We start from the raw sequence: 15,562 nt of genomic DNA, 5'->3' as shown, positions 1-15,562 counted from the left end.
CTTATACGCTCAACGCTGTACGCAAGGTGGATTCAAGCAGTGCCGCGTCCAGATCCTGGCCGATCAGTACCAGTTTGGTGGTGCGCGCTTCATCGCTGCCCCAGGCGCGGTCGAAGTGCTTGTCAAAGCGTGTGCCCACACCCTGGATCAGCAAACGCATCGGCTTGCCCGGGATTGCGGCAAAGCCTTTGACCCGTAGAATCCCGTGCTTGACCACCAGTTGGGTCAGGGCCTCCATCAATACGCGTTCTTCGCCCTGTGGCAGCTCGATGGAAATCGAGTCGAAGGCATCATGGTCGTGATCATCGTGGTCGTCATCGCCGTCGTGGTGATGGTCGTGGTGGCTGTGGCGGCCATCGATATGATCTTCCGAACCTGCGCCCAGGCCCAGCAATACGTCCAGTGGCAAGCGGCCGCTGCTGGCTTCGATGATTTTGACCGCAGGCGGCAGTTCTTCAGAAACTTCGGCACGTACTTTTGCCAGGTCTTCAGGGCTGATCAGATCAGCCTTGTTGAGGATAACCAGGTCGGCGCTGGCCAGTTGGTCAGCAAACAGTTCGTGCAGCGGCGACTCGTGGTCCAGGTTCGGATCAAGTTTGCGTTGGGCATCCACCTGATCCGGGAACGCCGCAAAAGTGCCAGCGGCCACAGCCGGGCTGTCGACCACGGTAATCACCGCATCAACGGTGCAGGCGCTGCGGATTTCCGGCCACTGGAAGGCCTGAACCAGTGGTTTGGGCAGGGCCAGGCCCGAGGTTTCGATCAGGATATGGTCGATATCGCCACGACGCGCCACCAGCTCGCGCATCACCGGGAAGAATTCTTCCTGCACGGTGCAGCACAGGCAGCCGTTAGCCAGTTCATAAACACGACCGTTGGCTTCTTCTTCGGTGCAACCGATGCTGCACTGCTTGAGGATTTCGCCGTCGATGCCCAGCTCACCGAACTCATTAACGATCACGGCGATGCGGCGGCCCTGAGCGTTATCGAGCATATGACGGAGCAACGTGGTTTTGCCCGAACCGAGAAAGCCGGTAACGATCGTGACAGGGGTTTTGGCCAGTGTTTTCATCGGATGCCCTTTGGCAAAGCGGCGGGCATACGGGACGACGACCGCAGGCAGAGCGCGGTCAGTCTTCGCCACCGGATCACCCCGCCCGGTTGAAGTAAGAATCTGTCACGAGGCAGGTCTCCTGGCTTACGGCTGTGCATCAAGCTGATGATGCACAACCCTGCGCCTTCCCGCCTGTGAGGCAGTGGCATTGCAGGGTCAATGACCGTTTACAGTTGCGGGGGCAGCCGCGGCATACCGCGTTCCCTTCTTAGCTTCGCGTGGCGAAGAACCTCGAACCCGCAAGGCTACGCAGTGCTTTGTAACAGGTCAACACGCTGTAGATACTCTATTGCGGGTCAAGCCCCTTATGGGAGTGAGCCTGTTCGCGAATGCTCTTCGCGAGCAGGCTCACTCCCACAATTGAAGTATCTCTGTCGCTGAGGAGCGAGGCTGCGGCTACGGTGCTGGCTCATGAGTTGTGGTTTAATTGCCGCCTTTTTTCAGCCGCCACGCTTCAAGGATCTGCCCATGCCCGCCTCTAAACCGACCCACGTCCTGATTATTGGTTACGTGTGGCCTGAACCGCGCTCTTCGGCGGCAGGCGGGCACATGATGCAAATCATCGAGAGCTTTTTGCAGCAAGGCTGGCAGATCACCTTCAGCAGCCCGGCCGGTATCGGCGAGCACAAGGCCGACCTGGCTGTGCTGGGCATCGATGAAGTGACCATCGAACTCAATAACAGCAGCTTTGATGCCTTTATCACTGAACTGGCCCCGGATATCGTGCTGTTCGACCGATTCATGATGGAGGAGCAGTTTGGCTGGCGTGTCGAGAAGCACTGCCCGCAGGCCTTGCGCGTGCTGGAAACCTCCGACCTGCAAAGCTTGCGTGACGCCCGTCAGCAACAGCTCAAGGCGCGCCTCAAGCAAAACACCGAACAGGACGACTTCAGCAGCCTGTTCGCCCCTGCGCAACGCGAAACTTTCGAACAGATGGCAGACGCTGATCTGGCACAACGGGAAATCGCCGCGATCTATCGCAGCGACCTGAACCTGATGATTTCCGAATACGAGATAGACCTGCTGGTCGAGCAGTTCCATGTACCCAAGGCCCAGCTGCACTGGTGCCCGCTAATGGTCGACAGCGTGCCCGCCGAGTTCGTGCCCTATGAACAGCGCCAGCACTTCCTGAGCATCGGCAACTTTCGTCATGCACCGAACTGGGACGCGGTGCTATGGATGAAGACTCATATCTGGCCCCTGATCCGCCAGCAACTGCCGACAGCACAACTGCATGTCTACGGTGCTTATACCCCACCTAAAGCCACCGCGTTGCACAATCCGGCGCAGGGTTTTCACGTGCTCAACTGGGCTGAAGATGCCCTTGAAGTGATGAGCAATGCGCGCATTTGCATGGCTCCGCTGCGATTTGGCGCGGGGATCAAGGGCAAGATTGCTGACGCCATGCTTTGCGGAACCCCCAACGTGACCACCCCGGTGGGCGCCGAAGGCATGCACGGCGATTTGCCGTGGGCCGGCGCCATCGAACAGAGTGCCAGCGCGATTGCCGCGGCTGCGGTTGAGCTGTACCAGAACTCCGAATCCTGGCATCAGGCCCAACGCCATGGCCAGGCATTGCTTGAGGCCCGCTACCTGCAAAGCGAACACGGCCCGGCGCTGGTGCAGCGCATCGAAGCCTGCCGCGCGGGGCTTGAGCAACATCGGCGCAACAACTTTACCGGGGCGATGCTGCGTCATCACCAGCACAAAAGTACCCAATACATGTCGCAGTGGATCGAAGCCAAGAACCGTCCAAGCACCGTCTAAAAGACCCCACCAGTAGGTCAGTGTGTACGCCTGAGCAGGTAGGTATCCATGATCCAACCCTTGCGCTGGCGTGCAGCTTCACGGGTTTGCTTGATCTGCTCACACACGTCAGCCAGCTTGCCGGCAATCAAAATCTCGTCCGCAGTGCCTATATACGCGCCCCAGTAAATATCCAGATCCTCATCGATAAAGGCCTGGAACGCGCAGTTGGCATCGAGCATCACCACCACATTGTCGAGGTCTTCGGCCACCAGACGCCGACCCGTGGTGATACGAATCGGCTGGCCTATGTCATTGAGCGGCACCCGATGCCGCGCCGCCAAAGCCTGAACACTGCTGATGCCCGGAATCACCTGATAGTCGAAACCGCTGCAGCCATTGGCCCGTACCCGATCCAGAATACGCAAGGTGCTGTCGTACAAGCCCGGCTCACCCCACAGCAGGAATGCACCGCACTCGCCTTCGCCCAACTCGTTCTCGATCAAGTTCGTGAACACTTCGGCCCGCTGCTCATGCCAATCCTCAATCCCCTGAGTGTACGAAGGCGTTGAGTTGTTGCGCTTGGGGTCGCTGACCTGCACCACGCGGTAATCCGGCTCACGAATATAGCGCTCGCAGATTTCCAGCCGCAGCCGCACCAGGTCTTCAGTGGCCTGCCCCTTATCCAGCACAAAAAAAACGGCGACGCGGTTCAGCGCATTGATTGCCTGCACGGTGATGTGTTCGGGGTCGCCAGCGCCCATCCCTATCAACAACAGTGTTTTCATCGCGTTTTATCCTTGACTGGCAGGAAGCTTGAGAAGGCGGCATCATCGCCGGAACAAGAAAACCTGAAACGGTTAAGCCCATGACTCGACTCGCCAGAGCTACAGACCCGTCTTACGAACTGATGGACGACCACAATGGCTTGTCGATCATATACCGCCAGCATGGTTTCCCCTGCCCCTTGGTGCGCTGGCACTTTCACAAGGAATACGAGCTGCACCTGATTGTCGCCAGCAGCGGCAAAGTGTTTGTGGGCGACTATATCGGCAATTTCTACCCCGATACATTGTTCCTCACCGGCCCCAACCTGCCCCATAACTGGATCAGCCAGATCACCGAGGGCGAAGTAATCAGCACCCGCGACATGCTGGTGAATTTCACCGATGAGTTGCTCGAAGGCGCCGCATCAGTGTTTACCGAGCTTAAAACACTGACGCCGATGCTGGAGCGCTCCCACTACGGCATCGAGTTTCGCTGCAAAGCCACCCTGCGCAAGGCCGTGGACCTGATGCAGTGCATTGCCAGTTCCACTGGCGTCACCCGCCTGGGGCACTTTTTGATTCTGCTGGAGTTGCTGGCGGACTGTGATGACTACCAGTTGCTGTCAGGGGTCATGGCCGGGCAACTCGCCGACGAACAGACCATCGACCGTACCAACCGGGCCGTGGACTATATCTTCAGCCACTACGCACGAGAGCTGCCGCTTGAAGAGGTGGCCGCCTACATGGGCATGAAACCCACCTACTTTTCCCGCGTATTCAAGCAGGCCACCGGGCGCTGTTTTATCGAGTTCGTCAATCGCTTGCGTATCAGCAAGTCTTGCGAGCTGCTCGCCGATGGCGAAAAACCGGTCACCGATGTCTGCTTCGAGTCGGGTTTCAACAATATTTCCAACTTCAATCGCCGTTTTCAGCAACTAAAAGGCATGACCCCGTCACACTATCGACGCCTGGCGGTGCAGCGTTTGACCGAGCAAAACCATCCAGGGCTGAATGAACGCCTGCGCAGTGCAAAATAGTATCGGTTTGAGTGTTGCCAGTGATTTGTCACAACGGTGATTGAGGGCTGTAATCGGCCCAGGCGCTTGCCCCTTGCGAGCCGCTATAAAAACAATAACCGTCCTTCAAAAGCCGCCTGGCCGATGAAGTGGAGTGCTCAATGAATATTCCTGTCAAAGCGTTATGTGTCGCTACGTGCATGACCCTCAGCGGCTTGAGCCTGGGCGCGCAGACCCTGACCATCGCCACGGTCAACAACAGCGACATGATCCGCATGCAAAAACTGGCGAAAATCTTCGAGAGCGAGCACCCCGAGATCAAGCTGAACTGGGTGGTGCTGGAAGAAAACGTATTGCGCCAACGCCTGACCACTGACATTGCCACCCAAGGCGGCCAGTTCGATGTGCTGACTATCGGCATGTACGAAGCCGCACTCTGGGGCGCCAAAGGCTGGCTCGAACCCATGACCGACCTGCCCGCCACCTATGCCCTCGATGATGTGTTCCCCTCGGTACGCGACGGTTTGTCGGTCAAGGGCACCCTTTACGCCCTGCCGTTCTATGCCGAAAGCTCGATGACCTATTACCGCACTGACCTGTTCAAAGACGCGGGCTTGACCATGCCCGAGCACCCAACCTGGGAGCAGATCGCGGACTTCGCCAAAACCCTCAACAAACCTGCCCAGGAGCAATACGGTATCTGCCTGCGCGGCAAAGCGGGCTGGGGTGAAAACATGGCGTTGATCAGCACTATTGCCAACGCCTACGGGGCTCGCTGGTTCAATGAACAGTGGCAGCCCGAGTTCACCGGACCGGAATGGAAAAATGCCCTGAATTTTTACGTCAACACCATGAAAGCCTCAGGCCCGCCGGGCGCGACCAGCAATGGTTTCAATGAAAACCTGGCGTTGTTCAACAGCGGCAAATGCGCGATCTGGGTCGATGCCAGTGTCGCCGGTTCGTTTGTCACCGACAGCAGCCAAAGCAAGGTGTCTGAGCACGTTGGTTTCACCTTCGCTCCGCACGCGGTAACCGACAAAGGCAGCGCCTGGCTTTACTCCTGGGCGCTAGCCATCCCCACCAGTTCCAAAGCCAAGGATGCGGCCAAAACCTTCAGCACCTGGGCCACCTCCAAGGAATATGGCGCATTGGTTGCCGAAAAAGACGGCGTAGCCAATGTACCACCGGGCACCCGCGCCTCGACCTACAGCGACGCTTACCTCAAGGCCGCGCCGTTTGCCAAGGTCACCCTCGAGTCCCTGAAAGTTGCCAACCCGAAGGACCCAACCCTCAAACCTGTGCCTTATGTGGGTATTCAACTGGTCACCATCCCCGAGTTTCAGGCGGTGGGCACTCAGGTCGGCAAGCTGTTCAGCGCTGCCCTGATCGGCCAGACCACAGTGGATCAAGCCCTGGCAGCCGCCCAGCAAACCACCGAGCGCGAAATGAAACGGGCGGGTTACCCCAAGTAGCACTGCCAACCGCACATATTGGTCTGTGGGAGCGAGCCTGCTCGCGATCAGTCAAACCGCGTCGACTTCTTCGCAAGCAGGCTCGCTCCCACGCACAGCAACTCAGGTGTATTCACCATGACAACTTCAACTGTTATTACAGCGCCGGAGGCCCTGCCAACGGCTCGCCGATCCCGCCTGTTCAACCCCGGCTGGTTTCTGGTCACCCCTTCAGTGGCGCTCTTGCTGCTGTGGATGATCGTGCCCTTGGGCATGACCCTGTATTTTTCGCTGATCCGCTACAACCTGCTGTACCCCGGCGAAAACCAGTTTGTGGGGCTGGAGAACTTCACCTACTTTCTCACCGATTCCGGCTTCCTGCCCGGGGCCACCAATACCCTGCTGCTGGTAGGCAGTGTGTTGCTGATCAGCGTAGTGCTCGGGGTATTGATCAGCGCCCTGCTTGAAGCCAGCGAATTCATGGGCCGCGGGATTGTTCGGGTGCTGCTGATCTCGCCATTTTTCATCATGCCCACGGTGGGCGCGCTGATCTGGAAAAACCTGATTTTCCACCCGGTCTCCGGAGTGCTGGCCGCCGTCTGGAAGCTGTTCGGCGCCCAACCAGTGGACTGGCTGGCGCATTACCCGCTGCTGTCGATCATCATCATTGTGTCGTGGCAATGGTTGCCCTTTGCGATCCTGATCCTGATGACTGCCATGCAGTCGCTGGACCAGGAACAGAAAGAAGCTGCCCGCCTCGATGGCGCCGGGCCCATTGCGATTTTCTGGCACCTGACCCTGCCGCACCTGGCGCGCCCGATCGCTGTGGTGGTGATGATTGAAACCATCTTTCTGTTGTCGGTATTCGCCGAGATTTTCACCACCACCAACGGTGGCCCCGGCTATGCATCGACCAACCTGGCCTACCTGATCTACAACCAGGCACTGGTGCAGTTCGATGTGGGCATGGCCTCGGCCGGAGGTTTGATTGCCGTCGTGATCGCCAATATCGCGGCCATCATTCTGGTGCGCATGCTCGGCAAAAACCTGACAGACAAGCCGTGAGGGCAAAGTGATGACTCTTCAACAATCGCGCCGCTTGCAAAGCCTGCTGCTTGGCACCCTGGCCTGGGCCATCGCCATCCTGATCTTCTTCCCGATCTTCTGGATGGTGCTGACCAGCTTTAAAACCGAGCTGGATGCGTTCGCCACGCCGCCGCAATTTATCTTCACCCCGACGCTGGAAAACTACCTGCATATCGAGGATCGCAGCGGCTATTTCCACTTCGCCTGGAACTCGGTAGTGATCTCCTTCACCGCCACCGCGCTGTGCATGCTGATTGCCATCCCGGCCGCGTATTCGATGGCGTTCTATGAAACCAAGCGGACCAAGGGCACGCTGCTGTGGATGCTCTCCACCAAAATGCTGCCGCCGGTGGGCGTGCTGATGCCGATCTACCTGCTGGCCAAGAGCCTGGGCCTGCTCGACACGCGCACCGCGCTGATCATCATCTACACCCTGATTAACCTGCCGATTGTGGTGTGGATGATTTACACCTACTTCAAGGACATCCCCAAGGACATTCTCGAAGCCGCCCGCCTTGACGGTGCCACCCTGTGGCAAGAGGTGGTGCGAGTGCTGCTGCCCATCAGCAAGGGCGGCCTGGCCTCAACCCTGCTGCTGTCGTTGATCCTGTGCTGGAACGAGGCTTTCTGGTCGCTGAACCTGACGTCGTCCAGTGCGGCGCCGCTGACTGCACTGATCGCGTCCTACTCCAGCCCCGAAGGTCTGTTCTGGGCCAAGTTGTCGGCGGTATCGACCCTGGCCTGCGCGCCCATCCTGATTTTCGGCTGGATCAGCCAGAAGCAGCTGGTACGCGGCTTGTCCTTTGGCGCAGTTAAATAAAAATAATGACTGGAGGCCCATCATGGCCAACCTGAAAATCAAGAATCTGCAAAAGGGTTTTGAAGGCTTTTCCATTATCAAGGGTATCGACCTTGAAGTGCATGACCGCGAGTTCGTGGTTTTTGTCGGCCCTTCGGGCTGTGGTAAATCCACGCTGCTGCGCCTGATCGCCGGGCTCGAGGAAGTGTCTGACGGCACCATCGAGCTGGATGGTCGCGATATCACTGAAGTCAGCCCGGCCAAGCGCGATTTGGCGATGGTGTTCCAGACCTACGCCCTGTACCCGCATATGAGCGTGCGTAAAAACATGTCGTTTGCCCTCGATCTGGCGGGCGTACCCAAGGCCGAGGTGGAGAAAAAGGTCAACGAAGCGGCGCGCATTCTTGAACTGGCTCCCTTGCTTGAGCGCAAGCCCAAACACTTGTCCGGTGGTCAGCGTCAGCGCGTGGCAATTGGCCGAGCGATTGTGCGCAACCCGAAAATCTTCCTGTTCGACGAGCCCTTGTCCAACCTCGACGCGGCACTGCGGGTACAAATGCGCCTGGAGCTGGCGCGCCTGCACCAGGAACTGCAAGCGACGATGATTTACGTGACCCACGACCAGGTCGAAGCCATGACCCTGGCCGACAAGGTGGTGGTGCTCAATGCCGGTAAAATCGAACAGGTCGGCTCACCTCTCGATCTGTATCACCAGCCGGCCAATCTGTTTGTTGCCGGGTTTCTGGGCACACCGAAAATGGGCTTTCTGAAAGGCCGGATCAGCCGCCTCGACAGCCAGGGCTGTGAAGTCGAGCTGGACGCCGGAACCCGCATTCAACTGCCCCTGAGCGGCCCCTCACTGAGTTTGGGAAGCCCGGTTACCCTGGGCGTTCGCCCTGAACACCTGAACCTCGCCAAGCCCGGCGAGTGCAGCCTGACCGTCACTGCCGACGTAGGCGAACGCTTGGGCAGCGACACCTATTGCCATGTCAATACTGCCTGTGGCGAGCCGCTGACCATGCGCATCCGTGGCGATATGGCCAGCCGCTATGGCGAACAGCTGCACCTGCACCTGGACAGCGAACATTGCCATTTATTCGATGCTGACGGCCTGGCCCTTACCCGCCCATTGCGCGCAGCTGCCTAATTTAATGAGATTGCACCCATGAAACTCAATCGCCGAAACCTCGACAATCTCAACGACAAAGTGGCCAAGCCAACCTACCTGGCGAGCAATACGCAGCACGGCATCGCCCATATCGGGGTGGGCGGTTTTCACCGCGCCCATCAGGCGTTTTACACCGATGCCCTGATGAACCAGAGCCGCGATCTGGACTGGAGCATCTGCGGTATCGGCCTGCGCTCCGAGGACCGCAAGGTGCGTGACGATCTGGCCGAACAGGACTACCTCTATACCCTGTTCGAACTGGGCGACAGCGACGACACCCAAAGCCGCGTCATCGGCTCCATCAGTGACATGCTGCTGGCTGAAGACAGTATTGAAACACTGATCGACAAACTGGCCAGCCCGGCGATTCGCATCGTCTCGCTGACCATCACCGAAGGCGGTTATTGCATCGACGACAGCAACGGCGAGTTTATGGTCGCGTTGCCGCAAATCCAGTACGACCTGGCCCACCCCAAGGCACCGAAAACGGTCTTTGGTGTGCTCTGTGCCGCCCTCGGCCAACGCCGGGCCAACGGCGTTCGGGCATTTACCGTGATGTCCTGCGATAACCTGCCACACAACGGCAATGTGGCACGCAAGGCTCTGCTGGCCTATGCCGCACTGAGCGATGCGAGTTTGCATGACTGGATTGGCGCCAACGTCAGTTTCCCCAATGCGATGGTCGACCGCATCACGCCCATGACCAGTAACGCCCACCGCTTGCAACTGCACGATCAATTGGGTATCGACGATGCCTGGCCAGTGGTCTGCGAGCCGTTTATCCAATGGGTACTGGAAGACAAATTCGCCGATGGCCGCCCGGCCTGGGAAACCGTAGGCGTGCAACTTACCGACGACGTTACGCCCTACGAAGAGATGAAAATCAAACTGCTCAATGGTAGTCATCTGGCGCTGACGTATCTGGGGTTTCTCAAAGGTTATCGCTTCGTCCACGAGACCATGAACGACCCGCTGTTTGTGGCCTATATGCGCGCCTATATGGACCTGGACGTAACCCCACAACTGGCGCCGGTGCCCGGCATTGACCTTGCTGCCTATAAACAGACCCTGGTGCAGCGCTTCTCCAACCAGGCCATTGCCGACCAGTTGGAGCGCGTCTGCTCGGATGGTTCGTCGAAGTTTCCCAAGTTCACCATCCCAACCATTAACCGCCTGATCAGCGATGGCGCCGAGTTGAAGCGCGCAGCCCTGGTGGTGGCAGCGTGGGCGTTGTACCTCAAGGGTGTCGACGAGAATGGCCAGACCTATGCCATTCCTGATCCACGGGCGGCATTTTGTCAGGCGTTGGTCGCCGATGATGCGCTGATCGTGCAGCGGTTATTGGCGGTGGAAGAGATTTTTGGCACCACGATTCCTCACTCGGCGGAATTTGTGGCAGCGTTTGAGTGGTGCCTGAACAGCTTGCGTGAACGAGGGGTGAGTAAAACCCTGGAACAGCTTATAGACCGCGATGGGATCAGCGCTCGCTAACTGCCTTAACCGAGGACTTCAAAGATGTATCTAGGCATCGACTGCGGCACCCAGGGCACCAAGGTCCTGATTCTCGACAGCGAGTCCGGCCAGACCTTAGGACTGGGCGCGGCGCCGCATACGCTGATCCAGGGCGAGCACGGACGCCGCGAGCAAGACACCGGGCAATGGCTGCACGCACTGCAAGAGGCCACCCGCCAGGCCTTGGCTGAGGCCGGAGTCAGCGGCCAGCAGATTCAGGGTATTGGCGTCAGCGGCCAGCAACACGGGCTGGTGCTGCTGGACAGGCACGGCGAAGTCTTGCGCCCAGCCAAACTTTGGTGCGATACCGAGTCCACCGCACAAAATCAGCAACTGCTGGAATGGCTGGGGGGCGAAGCCGGTTCTCTGGAGCGTCTGGGCCTGGTGATTGCACCGGGGTATACGGTTTCCAAGCTGCTCTGGACCAAAATCCATCATCCTGAAATCTTCGATCAAATCGCCCACGTCCTGCTGCCCCACGATTACCTGAACTTCTGGCTCACCGGCCGTTGTTGCAGTGAGTATGGGGACGCCTCGGGCACCGGGTACTTCAATGTGCGCACTCGCCAGTGGGACTTCGATATCCTGCGCCGTATCGACTCTGGCGGCCGTCTTGAGCGCGCCTTGCCTGAATTGATCGAGTCTCACCAACCGGTCGGTTGCTTGCGCCCGGAAATTGCCGGTTTACTGGGGCTAAACCCCAGCGCGGTGGTCTCCAGCGGTGGTGGCGACAATATGCTGGGGGCCATCGGTACCGGCAATATCGAGCCAGGAATCATCACCATGAGCCTGGGTTCGTCTGGCACCGTGTATGCCTTTGATCCGCAGCCACAGGTCAGCCCCGACGCGGCAGTGGCCAGCTTCTGTTCGTCCAGCGGCGGTTGGCTGCCTCTGATCTGTACCCTCAACCTGACCAATGTCACCAGCGCCGTGCGCGATTTGTTCGGGCTGCAGCTGGACGCCTTCAATCGGTTGGCCAGCCAGTCACCCATTGGTGCTGAAGGGGTCAGCCTGCTGCCGTTTCTCAATGGCGAACGTGTCCCCGCCCTACCCAACGCCACGGGCAGTTTTCAAGGGCTGACCCTGACCAATCTAAACCAGGCCAACCTGTGCCGGGCGGCCATCGAAGGCACCACATACGGCCTGCGTTACGGTCTGGACCTGTTGCGCCATAACGGTTTGCAAAGTCACGCCATACGGCTGGTGGGCGGCGGCTCGAAAAGCCCGCTGTGGCGCCAGATCGTCGCCGACATCATGGATACCCCGGTGGTTTGCACCGAGCAAAGCGAAGCCGCCGCCCTGGGCGCTGCAATCCAGGCGGCATGGTGTGTCGGCGCAGGATCACTAACGCTGGCGCAGCTGTGCCAGCGCTGCGTGCGCCTGGACCTCACTAGCGAAACCCGGCCCGCCCCCGAAAATATGCGGGCCTATGAACACTACTATCGACGCTACCGACAACAGGTCGCGACCTTAAGCGAGTAATAAATATGTATGTGATATGCGGCGAAGCACTGTTTGATTTTTTCGCGCAAGCGGACACCGGCGCGCAAGCCAATAAAGTGGAGTTCAAGGCCATTGCCGGAGGCTCGCCGTTCAACGTAGCCGTTGGCTTGCGTCGCCTGGGGATCGAGACGGCGCTGTTTGCCGGGCTGTCGACTGACTACCTGGGCCAACGTTTGAAGCAAGTGTTGCTGGACGAAGGCGTGAGTGATCGCTACTTGCTGGAAATGGAAGCGCCAACCACCCTGGCCATGGTCGCACTGGATGCCAACGGCTCGCCCGCCTACAACTTTCGCGGTGAAGGCTGCGCCGACCGGCAATTGCATTCGCGGCATTTGCCGTTGTTGGGCGCTGAAGTGCGGGGGCTGCATGTGGGGTCTTTTTCGCTGGTGGTGCAACCGATTGCCGACACCTTGCTGGAACTGGTCAAGCGTGAAAGTGGACGCCGCCTGATCAGCCTCGACCCCAATGTGCGCCTCAACCCTGAGCCGAATATTGAAGTGTGGCGCCAACGGATCAGTGAACTGATCCCCTATGCCGACGTGATCAAAGTCAGCGATGAAGACCTTGAACTGCTGTATCCGGGGCAAGACCCGCAGCAGATTGCCCGCTCATGGCTGGGCCATCGTTGCCAACTGGTATTTCTGACCCGTGGCAGCCAGGGCGCCAGTGTGTTCAGCCGCGAGCATGGCCAGCGCACTGTCCTCGCTAGCACGGTAAAAGTCGCGGACACCGTGGGTGCTGGCGATACCTTTCAAGCCGCAGTAATTGCCTGGCTGACGGAGCATGAGCTGGACTCCATCGAAGGGTTGCAACAGCTGAGTGCGTCACAACTGGACGCCCTGCTCGACTTCGCCACACGCGCCGCTGCCCTCACCTGCAGCAAAACCGGCCCGGACCTGCCATATCGCACGCAGCTGTAACCCCCCGTAGCTCCTCAGCGGCTACAGAATTGACAGGTTATAGCTGACGATCAGGCGGGTTTCGTCCACGTCGCGGGCGAACTGGCCGTAGTTGGTGCGGTAGGTCGCATTACGCAAGCGCAGGCTGACATCCTTGAACGTGCCGCTCTGCACGATGTATTTAAGCTCGCTGTCGCGCTCCCACTCTTTGCCTTCTTCGCTGCTGCCAACCACTTTGATGTGATCGCCATTCACATAGCGGGTCAGGAACGACAAACCGTCAATGCCAATGGTCTTGAAGTCATAGTCGTAACGCAATTGCCAGGAGCGCTCCTGGGCATTGGCAAAGTCATTGACCTGCAAATAGTTGACCAGATACGGGTTGCTGCCATCCAGGTACGGCATCGACGTCTCGCCGTTCATGCGCTGCCAGCCCGCGCTGACTTTATGCCCGTCCAGCGAGTAACCGAGCATGGCGCCAAGCGCCCGGTTATCGATGGTTGAAGCCTTGGCCGAACCTGCGTCATCACTTTTAAGCACACGTACATCGGCTGAGAGCACACCCGGACCAACCGGCTGGCTGGCCAGCAAACCGATAAATTGCTGACGGTAGATGTCTTGCAGTTCAGCGTAGTGATACTGCGCGGTCAGACGCTCGTTAACCTTGTAGTCCAGCCCGTACATAGTGAAATGATCGGCGGTGATATTGCAGGCATAACGCTTGTTCTTGCAGTTCAGACGCAAGTCCTGGGAGTCGGTAGAATCACGAGCCGTATAGCGATCAAGGCGCGAAGCCATGAACTTCAGATCCTTGATTTCCTGGGACACCAGCATGGCGCCATTGAACATGTTCGGCAGCAAGCGTCCATCGTTGTACTTGAGCAACGGCAGGTCGGGCAGCAGCGCGCCGTACTTGAGCACGGTTTGCGACACGCGCATCTTGGCGGTCAAACCGAATTTCGCGTATTGATCCTTGGAACGACGCGGATCGCTGCCGGTCGAAGGCAATAGGCCGCTGTTACTGTCAGCCGGGCTGGAGTCCAGTTTCAGACCCAGCATGCCCAATGCATCAAGGCCAAACCCGACGGTACCTTCGGTATAGCCCGATTGCAGGTTGAGGATAAACCCTTGCGCCGTTTCATCGCGCTTGGAGGCACCTTGGGGGTTTGAGCTGCTGCCATCGCGAAAGTCGCGATTGAAGTACACCGTACGCGCTTCCAGTTTGGCGCTGCTGTCTTCAAAAAAACCGGCGGCCTGTGACTGCCCAGCAAAACCGGCACACACTGCCAGCGCGCCCAAGTGTGTTACCCGGCTCTGCGCCAACAATGAAAAAGGATGAACCATGTACAAGCTCCAGCGCCAAACATTGGCAAGATAAAATCGATCGAAGACACACTGCGGATCCGTGCGATTGTTCAACCCAAAAAAGGGGCGCAATTGTACGAAAGGCTTAGCCCGCGCCTCATTGGACCTTAGTCGCACGGGCAAGATAGAGCCTTGCAGCATGCTTAATGGGCTTTAGCCTGGATCGAGCATTAAATAGGCATATTTCGAGATTCGCTCTCAGGACCTACCATGGCAATCAAGAGTTCAAGACGGCGCCAACGCTTGCAGGCCAACGCCACCCGACAAGCCTTGCTTGAGCTGAACGAAACCCTTGAGGAGCGTGTAGCCGAACGCACCCGGGAACTGGCTGAGGCCAACCAGCAGTTGCAACGCGAGATGCAGGAACGCGAGCGGGCGGAAGAGGCCCTCCGGCATGCGCAAAAAATGGAAGCTGTGGGCCAGTTAACCGGCGGCATCGCCCATGATTTCAATAATATGCTGACCGGGATTATCACCAGCCTGGATTTGATGAAGCGCTACATTGCTGCTGGCCGCATTGATGAAGTGCAGCGTTTTGCCGATACCGCGGTGAATTCCGCCCAGCGTGCCGCCGCGTTGACCAACCGCCTGCTGACGTTCTCCCGCCGCCAGTCACTGGACCGCAAACCGCTGGACCCAAACCAGCTGGTCAGGTCTCTGCAAACGCTGTTCAGCAGCACCAAAGGCACCCATATCGACCTGATCCTCGAACTGGGCCAGAACATCTGGCCGGTCAACACCGACACCGGCCAGCTCGAAAGCGCCCTGCTCAATCTGATGATCAACGCCCGCGATGCGATGCCCGACGGTGGAACCCTGGTGGTCAAAACGGCCAACCAGTATCTCGATGCCAGCGATCTCGGCACCCTGGAATCGGTCAGTTCAGGCGACTACGTGATGCTCGAGGTCCGTGACAACGGCTCCGGCATGACCCCGCAAATTCTTGCCAAGGCCTTTGATCCCTTCTTCACCACCAAGCCGGTTGGCCTGGGTACGGGGCTCGGGTTATCGATGATTTACGGATTTGCCCAGCAGTCGGGCGGGCATGTCAGTATCAACAGCAAGAGCGGATGTGGCACCCGCGTGTGCCTGTACCTGCCGCGCTATCACTGCCTCCCGGGGAAAACTCAGGCATA

12 protein-coding genes, 1 pseudogene and 1 riboswitch are annotated in these 15,562 nt (G+C 58.5%); of the genes and pseudogenes, 10 read left to right on the top strand and 3 right to left on the bottom strand.

Annotation, left to right across the window (positions count from 1 at the left end; translation table 11 throughout):
• Position 1: 1 nt before the first annotated feature.
• Complete coding sequence (gene cobW, locus V6L79_RS14920) at positions 2-1,072, bottom strand: cobalamin biosynthesis protein CobW (protein ID WP_261742423.1); 1,071 nt, start codon at positions 1,070-1,072, stop codon at positions 2-4.
• A 93-nt stretch (positions 1,073-1,165) separates the two neighbouring features.
• Positions 1,166-1,363: riboswitch (cobalamin riboswitch) on the bottom strand.
• Between the two features lie 219 nt (positions 1,364-1,582).
• Between cobW and V6L79_RS14915 the strand changes: the two genes are divergently transcribed.
• Complete coding sequence (locus V6L79_RS14915; protein ID WP_338579075.1) at positions 1,583-2,881, top strand: glycosyltransferase; 1,299 nt, start codon at positions 1,583-1,585, stop codon at positions 2,879-2,881.
• A 17-nt stretch (positions 2,882-2,898) separates the two neighbouring features.
• On the opposite strand, the gene cobF is transcribed toward V6L79_RS14915, so the two are convergent.
• Complete coding sequence (gene cobF / locus V6L79_RS14910; RefSeq protein WP_338579074.1) at positions 2,899-3,648, bottom strand: precorrin-6A synthase (deacetylating); 750 nt, start codon at positions 3,646-3,648, stop codon at positions 2,899-2,901.
• Between the two features lie 80 nt (positions 3,649-3,728).
• Between cobF and V6L79_RS14905 the strand changes: the two genes are divergently transcribed.
• The 8 genes from V6L79_RS14905 (at position 3,729) to V6L79_RS14870 (ending at position 13,082) form a co-directional block, all read left to right on the top strand.
• Positions 3,729-4,664 (top strand): AraC family transcriptional regulator, encoded by a 936-nt coding sequence (locus V6L79_RS14905; RefSeq protein WP_261742250.1) that lies wholly within the window; start codon positions 3,729-3,731, stop codon positions 4,662-4,664.
• A gap of 140 nt (positions 4,665-4,804) precedes the next feature.
• Positions 4,805-6,115 (top strand): sugar ABC transporter substrate-binding protein, encoded by a 1,311-nt coding sequence (locus tag V6L79_RS14900; RefSeq protein WP_261742249.1) that lies wholly within the window; start codon positions 4,805-4,807, stop codon positions 6,113-6,115.
• A 117-nt stretch (positions 6,116-6,232) separates the two neighbouring features.
• Positions 6,233-7,159, top strand: a complete 927-nt coding sequence (locus tag V6L79_RS14895) for a carbohydrate ABC transporter permease (protein ID WP_261742248.1) — start codon at positions 6,233-6,235, stop codon at positions 7,157-7,159.
• 7 nt (positions 7,160-7,166) lie between these two features.
• On the top strand, positions 7,167-8,000 hold the full coding sequence (locus tag V6L79_RS14890; RefSeq protein ID WP_261742247.1) for a carbohydrate ABC transporter permease: 834 nt from the start codon (positions 7,167-7,169) through the stop codon (positions 7,998-8,000).
• 22 nt (positions 8,001-8,022) lie between these two features.
• Positions 8,023-9,126 (top strand): sn-glycerol-3-phosphate ABC transporter ATP-binding protein UgpC, encoded by a 1,104-nt coding sequence (locus tag V6L79_RS14885; RefSeq protein ID WP_338579073.1) that lies wholly within the window; start codon positions 8,023-8,025, stop codon positions 9,124-9,126.
• 18 nt (positions 9,127-9,144) lie between these two features.
• Positions 9,145-10,638, top strand: a complete 1,494-nt coding sequence (locus V6L79_RS14880) for a mannitol dehydrogenase family protein (RefSeq protein WP_261742245.1) — start codon at positions 9,145-9,147, stop codon at positions 10,636-10,638.
• Positions 10,639-10,662: 24 nt separating this feature from the next.
• Positions 10,663-12,141: a xylulokinase gene (gene xylB / locus V6L79_RS14875; RefSeq protein ID WP_338579072.1), complete on the top strand. Its 1,479-nt coding sequence runs from the start codon at positions 10,663-10,665 to the stop codon at positions 12,139-12,141.
• Between the two features lie 5 nt (positions 12,142-12,146).
• A complete protein-coding gene (locus V6L79_RS14870; protein ID WP_338579071.1) occupies positions 12,147-13,082 on the top strand; it encodes a carbohydrate kinase in 936 nt (311 codons plus the stop codon).
• A gap of 21 nt (positions 13,083-13,103) precedes the next feature.
• Here the strand turns inward: V6L79_RS14870 and V6L79_RS14865 are convergent, their stop codons facing one another.
• Positions 13,104-14,405: an OprD family porin gene (locus V6L79_RS14865; RefSeq protein ID WP_338579070.1), complete on the bottom strand. Its 1,302-nt coding sequence runs from the start codon at positions 14,403-14,405 to the stop codon at positions 13,104-13,106.
• A 279-nt stretch (positions 14,406-14,684) separates the two neighbouring features.
• Here V6L79_RS14865 and V6L79_RS14860 point away from each other — a divergent pair.
• Positions 14,685-15,536, top strand: a pseudogene (locus tag V6L79_RS14860) (sensor histidine kinase); the annotation flags it as partial.
• Positions 15,537-15,562 lie beyond the last annotated feature (26 nt).

The sequence above is a fragment of the Pseudomonas sp. ML2-2023-6 genome, assembly GCF_037055265.1.
GTDB classification, from domain to species: domain Bacteria; phylum Pseudomonadota; class Gammaproteobacteria; order Pseudomonadales; family Pseudomonadaceae; genus Aquipseudomonas; species Aquipseudomonas kulmbachensis.
Note: the sequence above shows the minus strand (reverse complement) of the source record. Positions and strands in the feature narration are given on the sequence as shown.

Excerpts from the sequence above, each read along its gene's own strand:
- V6L79_RS14905 (WP_261742250.1), top strand. The coding sequence starts at position 3,729 with ATGACTCGACTCGCCAGAGCTACAGACCCGTCTTACGAACTGATGGAC.
- cobW (WP_261742423.1), bottom strand. The coding sequence starts at position 1,072 with ATGAAAACACTGGCCAAAACCCCTGTCACGATCGTTACCGGCTTTCTC.
- cobF (WP_338579074.1), bottom strand. The coding sequence starts at position 3,648 with ATGAAAACACTGTTGTTGATAGGGATGGGCGCTGGCGACCCCGAACAC.
- xylB (WP_338579072.1), top strand. The coding sequence starts at position 10,663 with ATGTATCTAGGCATCGACTGCGGCACCCAGGGCACCAAGGTCCTGATT.
- V6L79_RS14865 (WP_338579070.1), bottom strand. The coding sequence starts at position 14,405 with ATGGTTCATCCTTTTTCATTGTTGGCGCAGAGCCGGGTAACACACTTG.
- V6L79_RS14895 (WP_261742248.1), top strand. The coding sequence starts at position 6,233 with ATGACAACTTCAACTGTTATTACAGCGCCGGAGGCCCTGCCAACGGCT.
- V6L79_RS14880 (WP_261742245.1), top strand. The coding sequence starts at position 9,145 with ATGAAACTCAATCGCCGAAACCTCGACAATCTCAACGACAAAGTGGCC.
- V6L79_RS14915 (WP_338579075.1), top strand. The coding sequence starts at position 1,583 with ATGCCCGCCTCTAAACCGACCCACGTCCTGATTATTGGTTACGTGTGG.
- V6L79_RS14870 (WP_338579071.1), top strand. The coding sequence starts at position 12,147 with ATGTATGTGATATGCGGCGAAGCACTGTTTGATTTTTTCGCGCAAGCG.
- V6L79_RS14885 (WP_338579073.1), top strand. The coding sequence starts at position 8,023 with ATGGCCAACCTGAAAATCAAGAATCTGCAAAAGGGTTTTGAAGGCTTT.
- V6L79_RS14900 (WP_261742249.1), top strand. The coding sequence starts at position 4,805 with ATGAATATTCCTGTCAAAGCGTTATGTGTCGCTACGTGCATGACCCTC.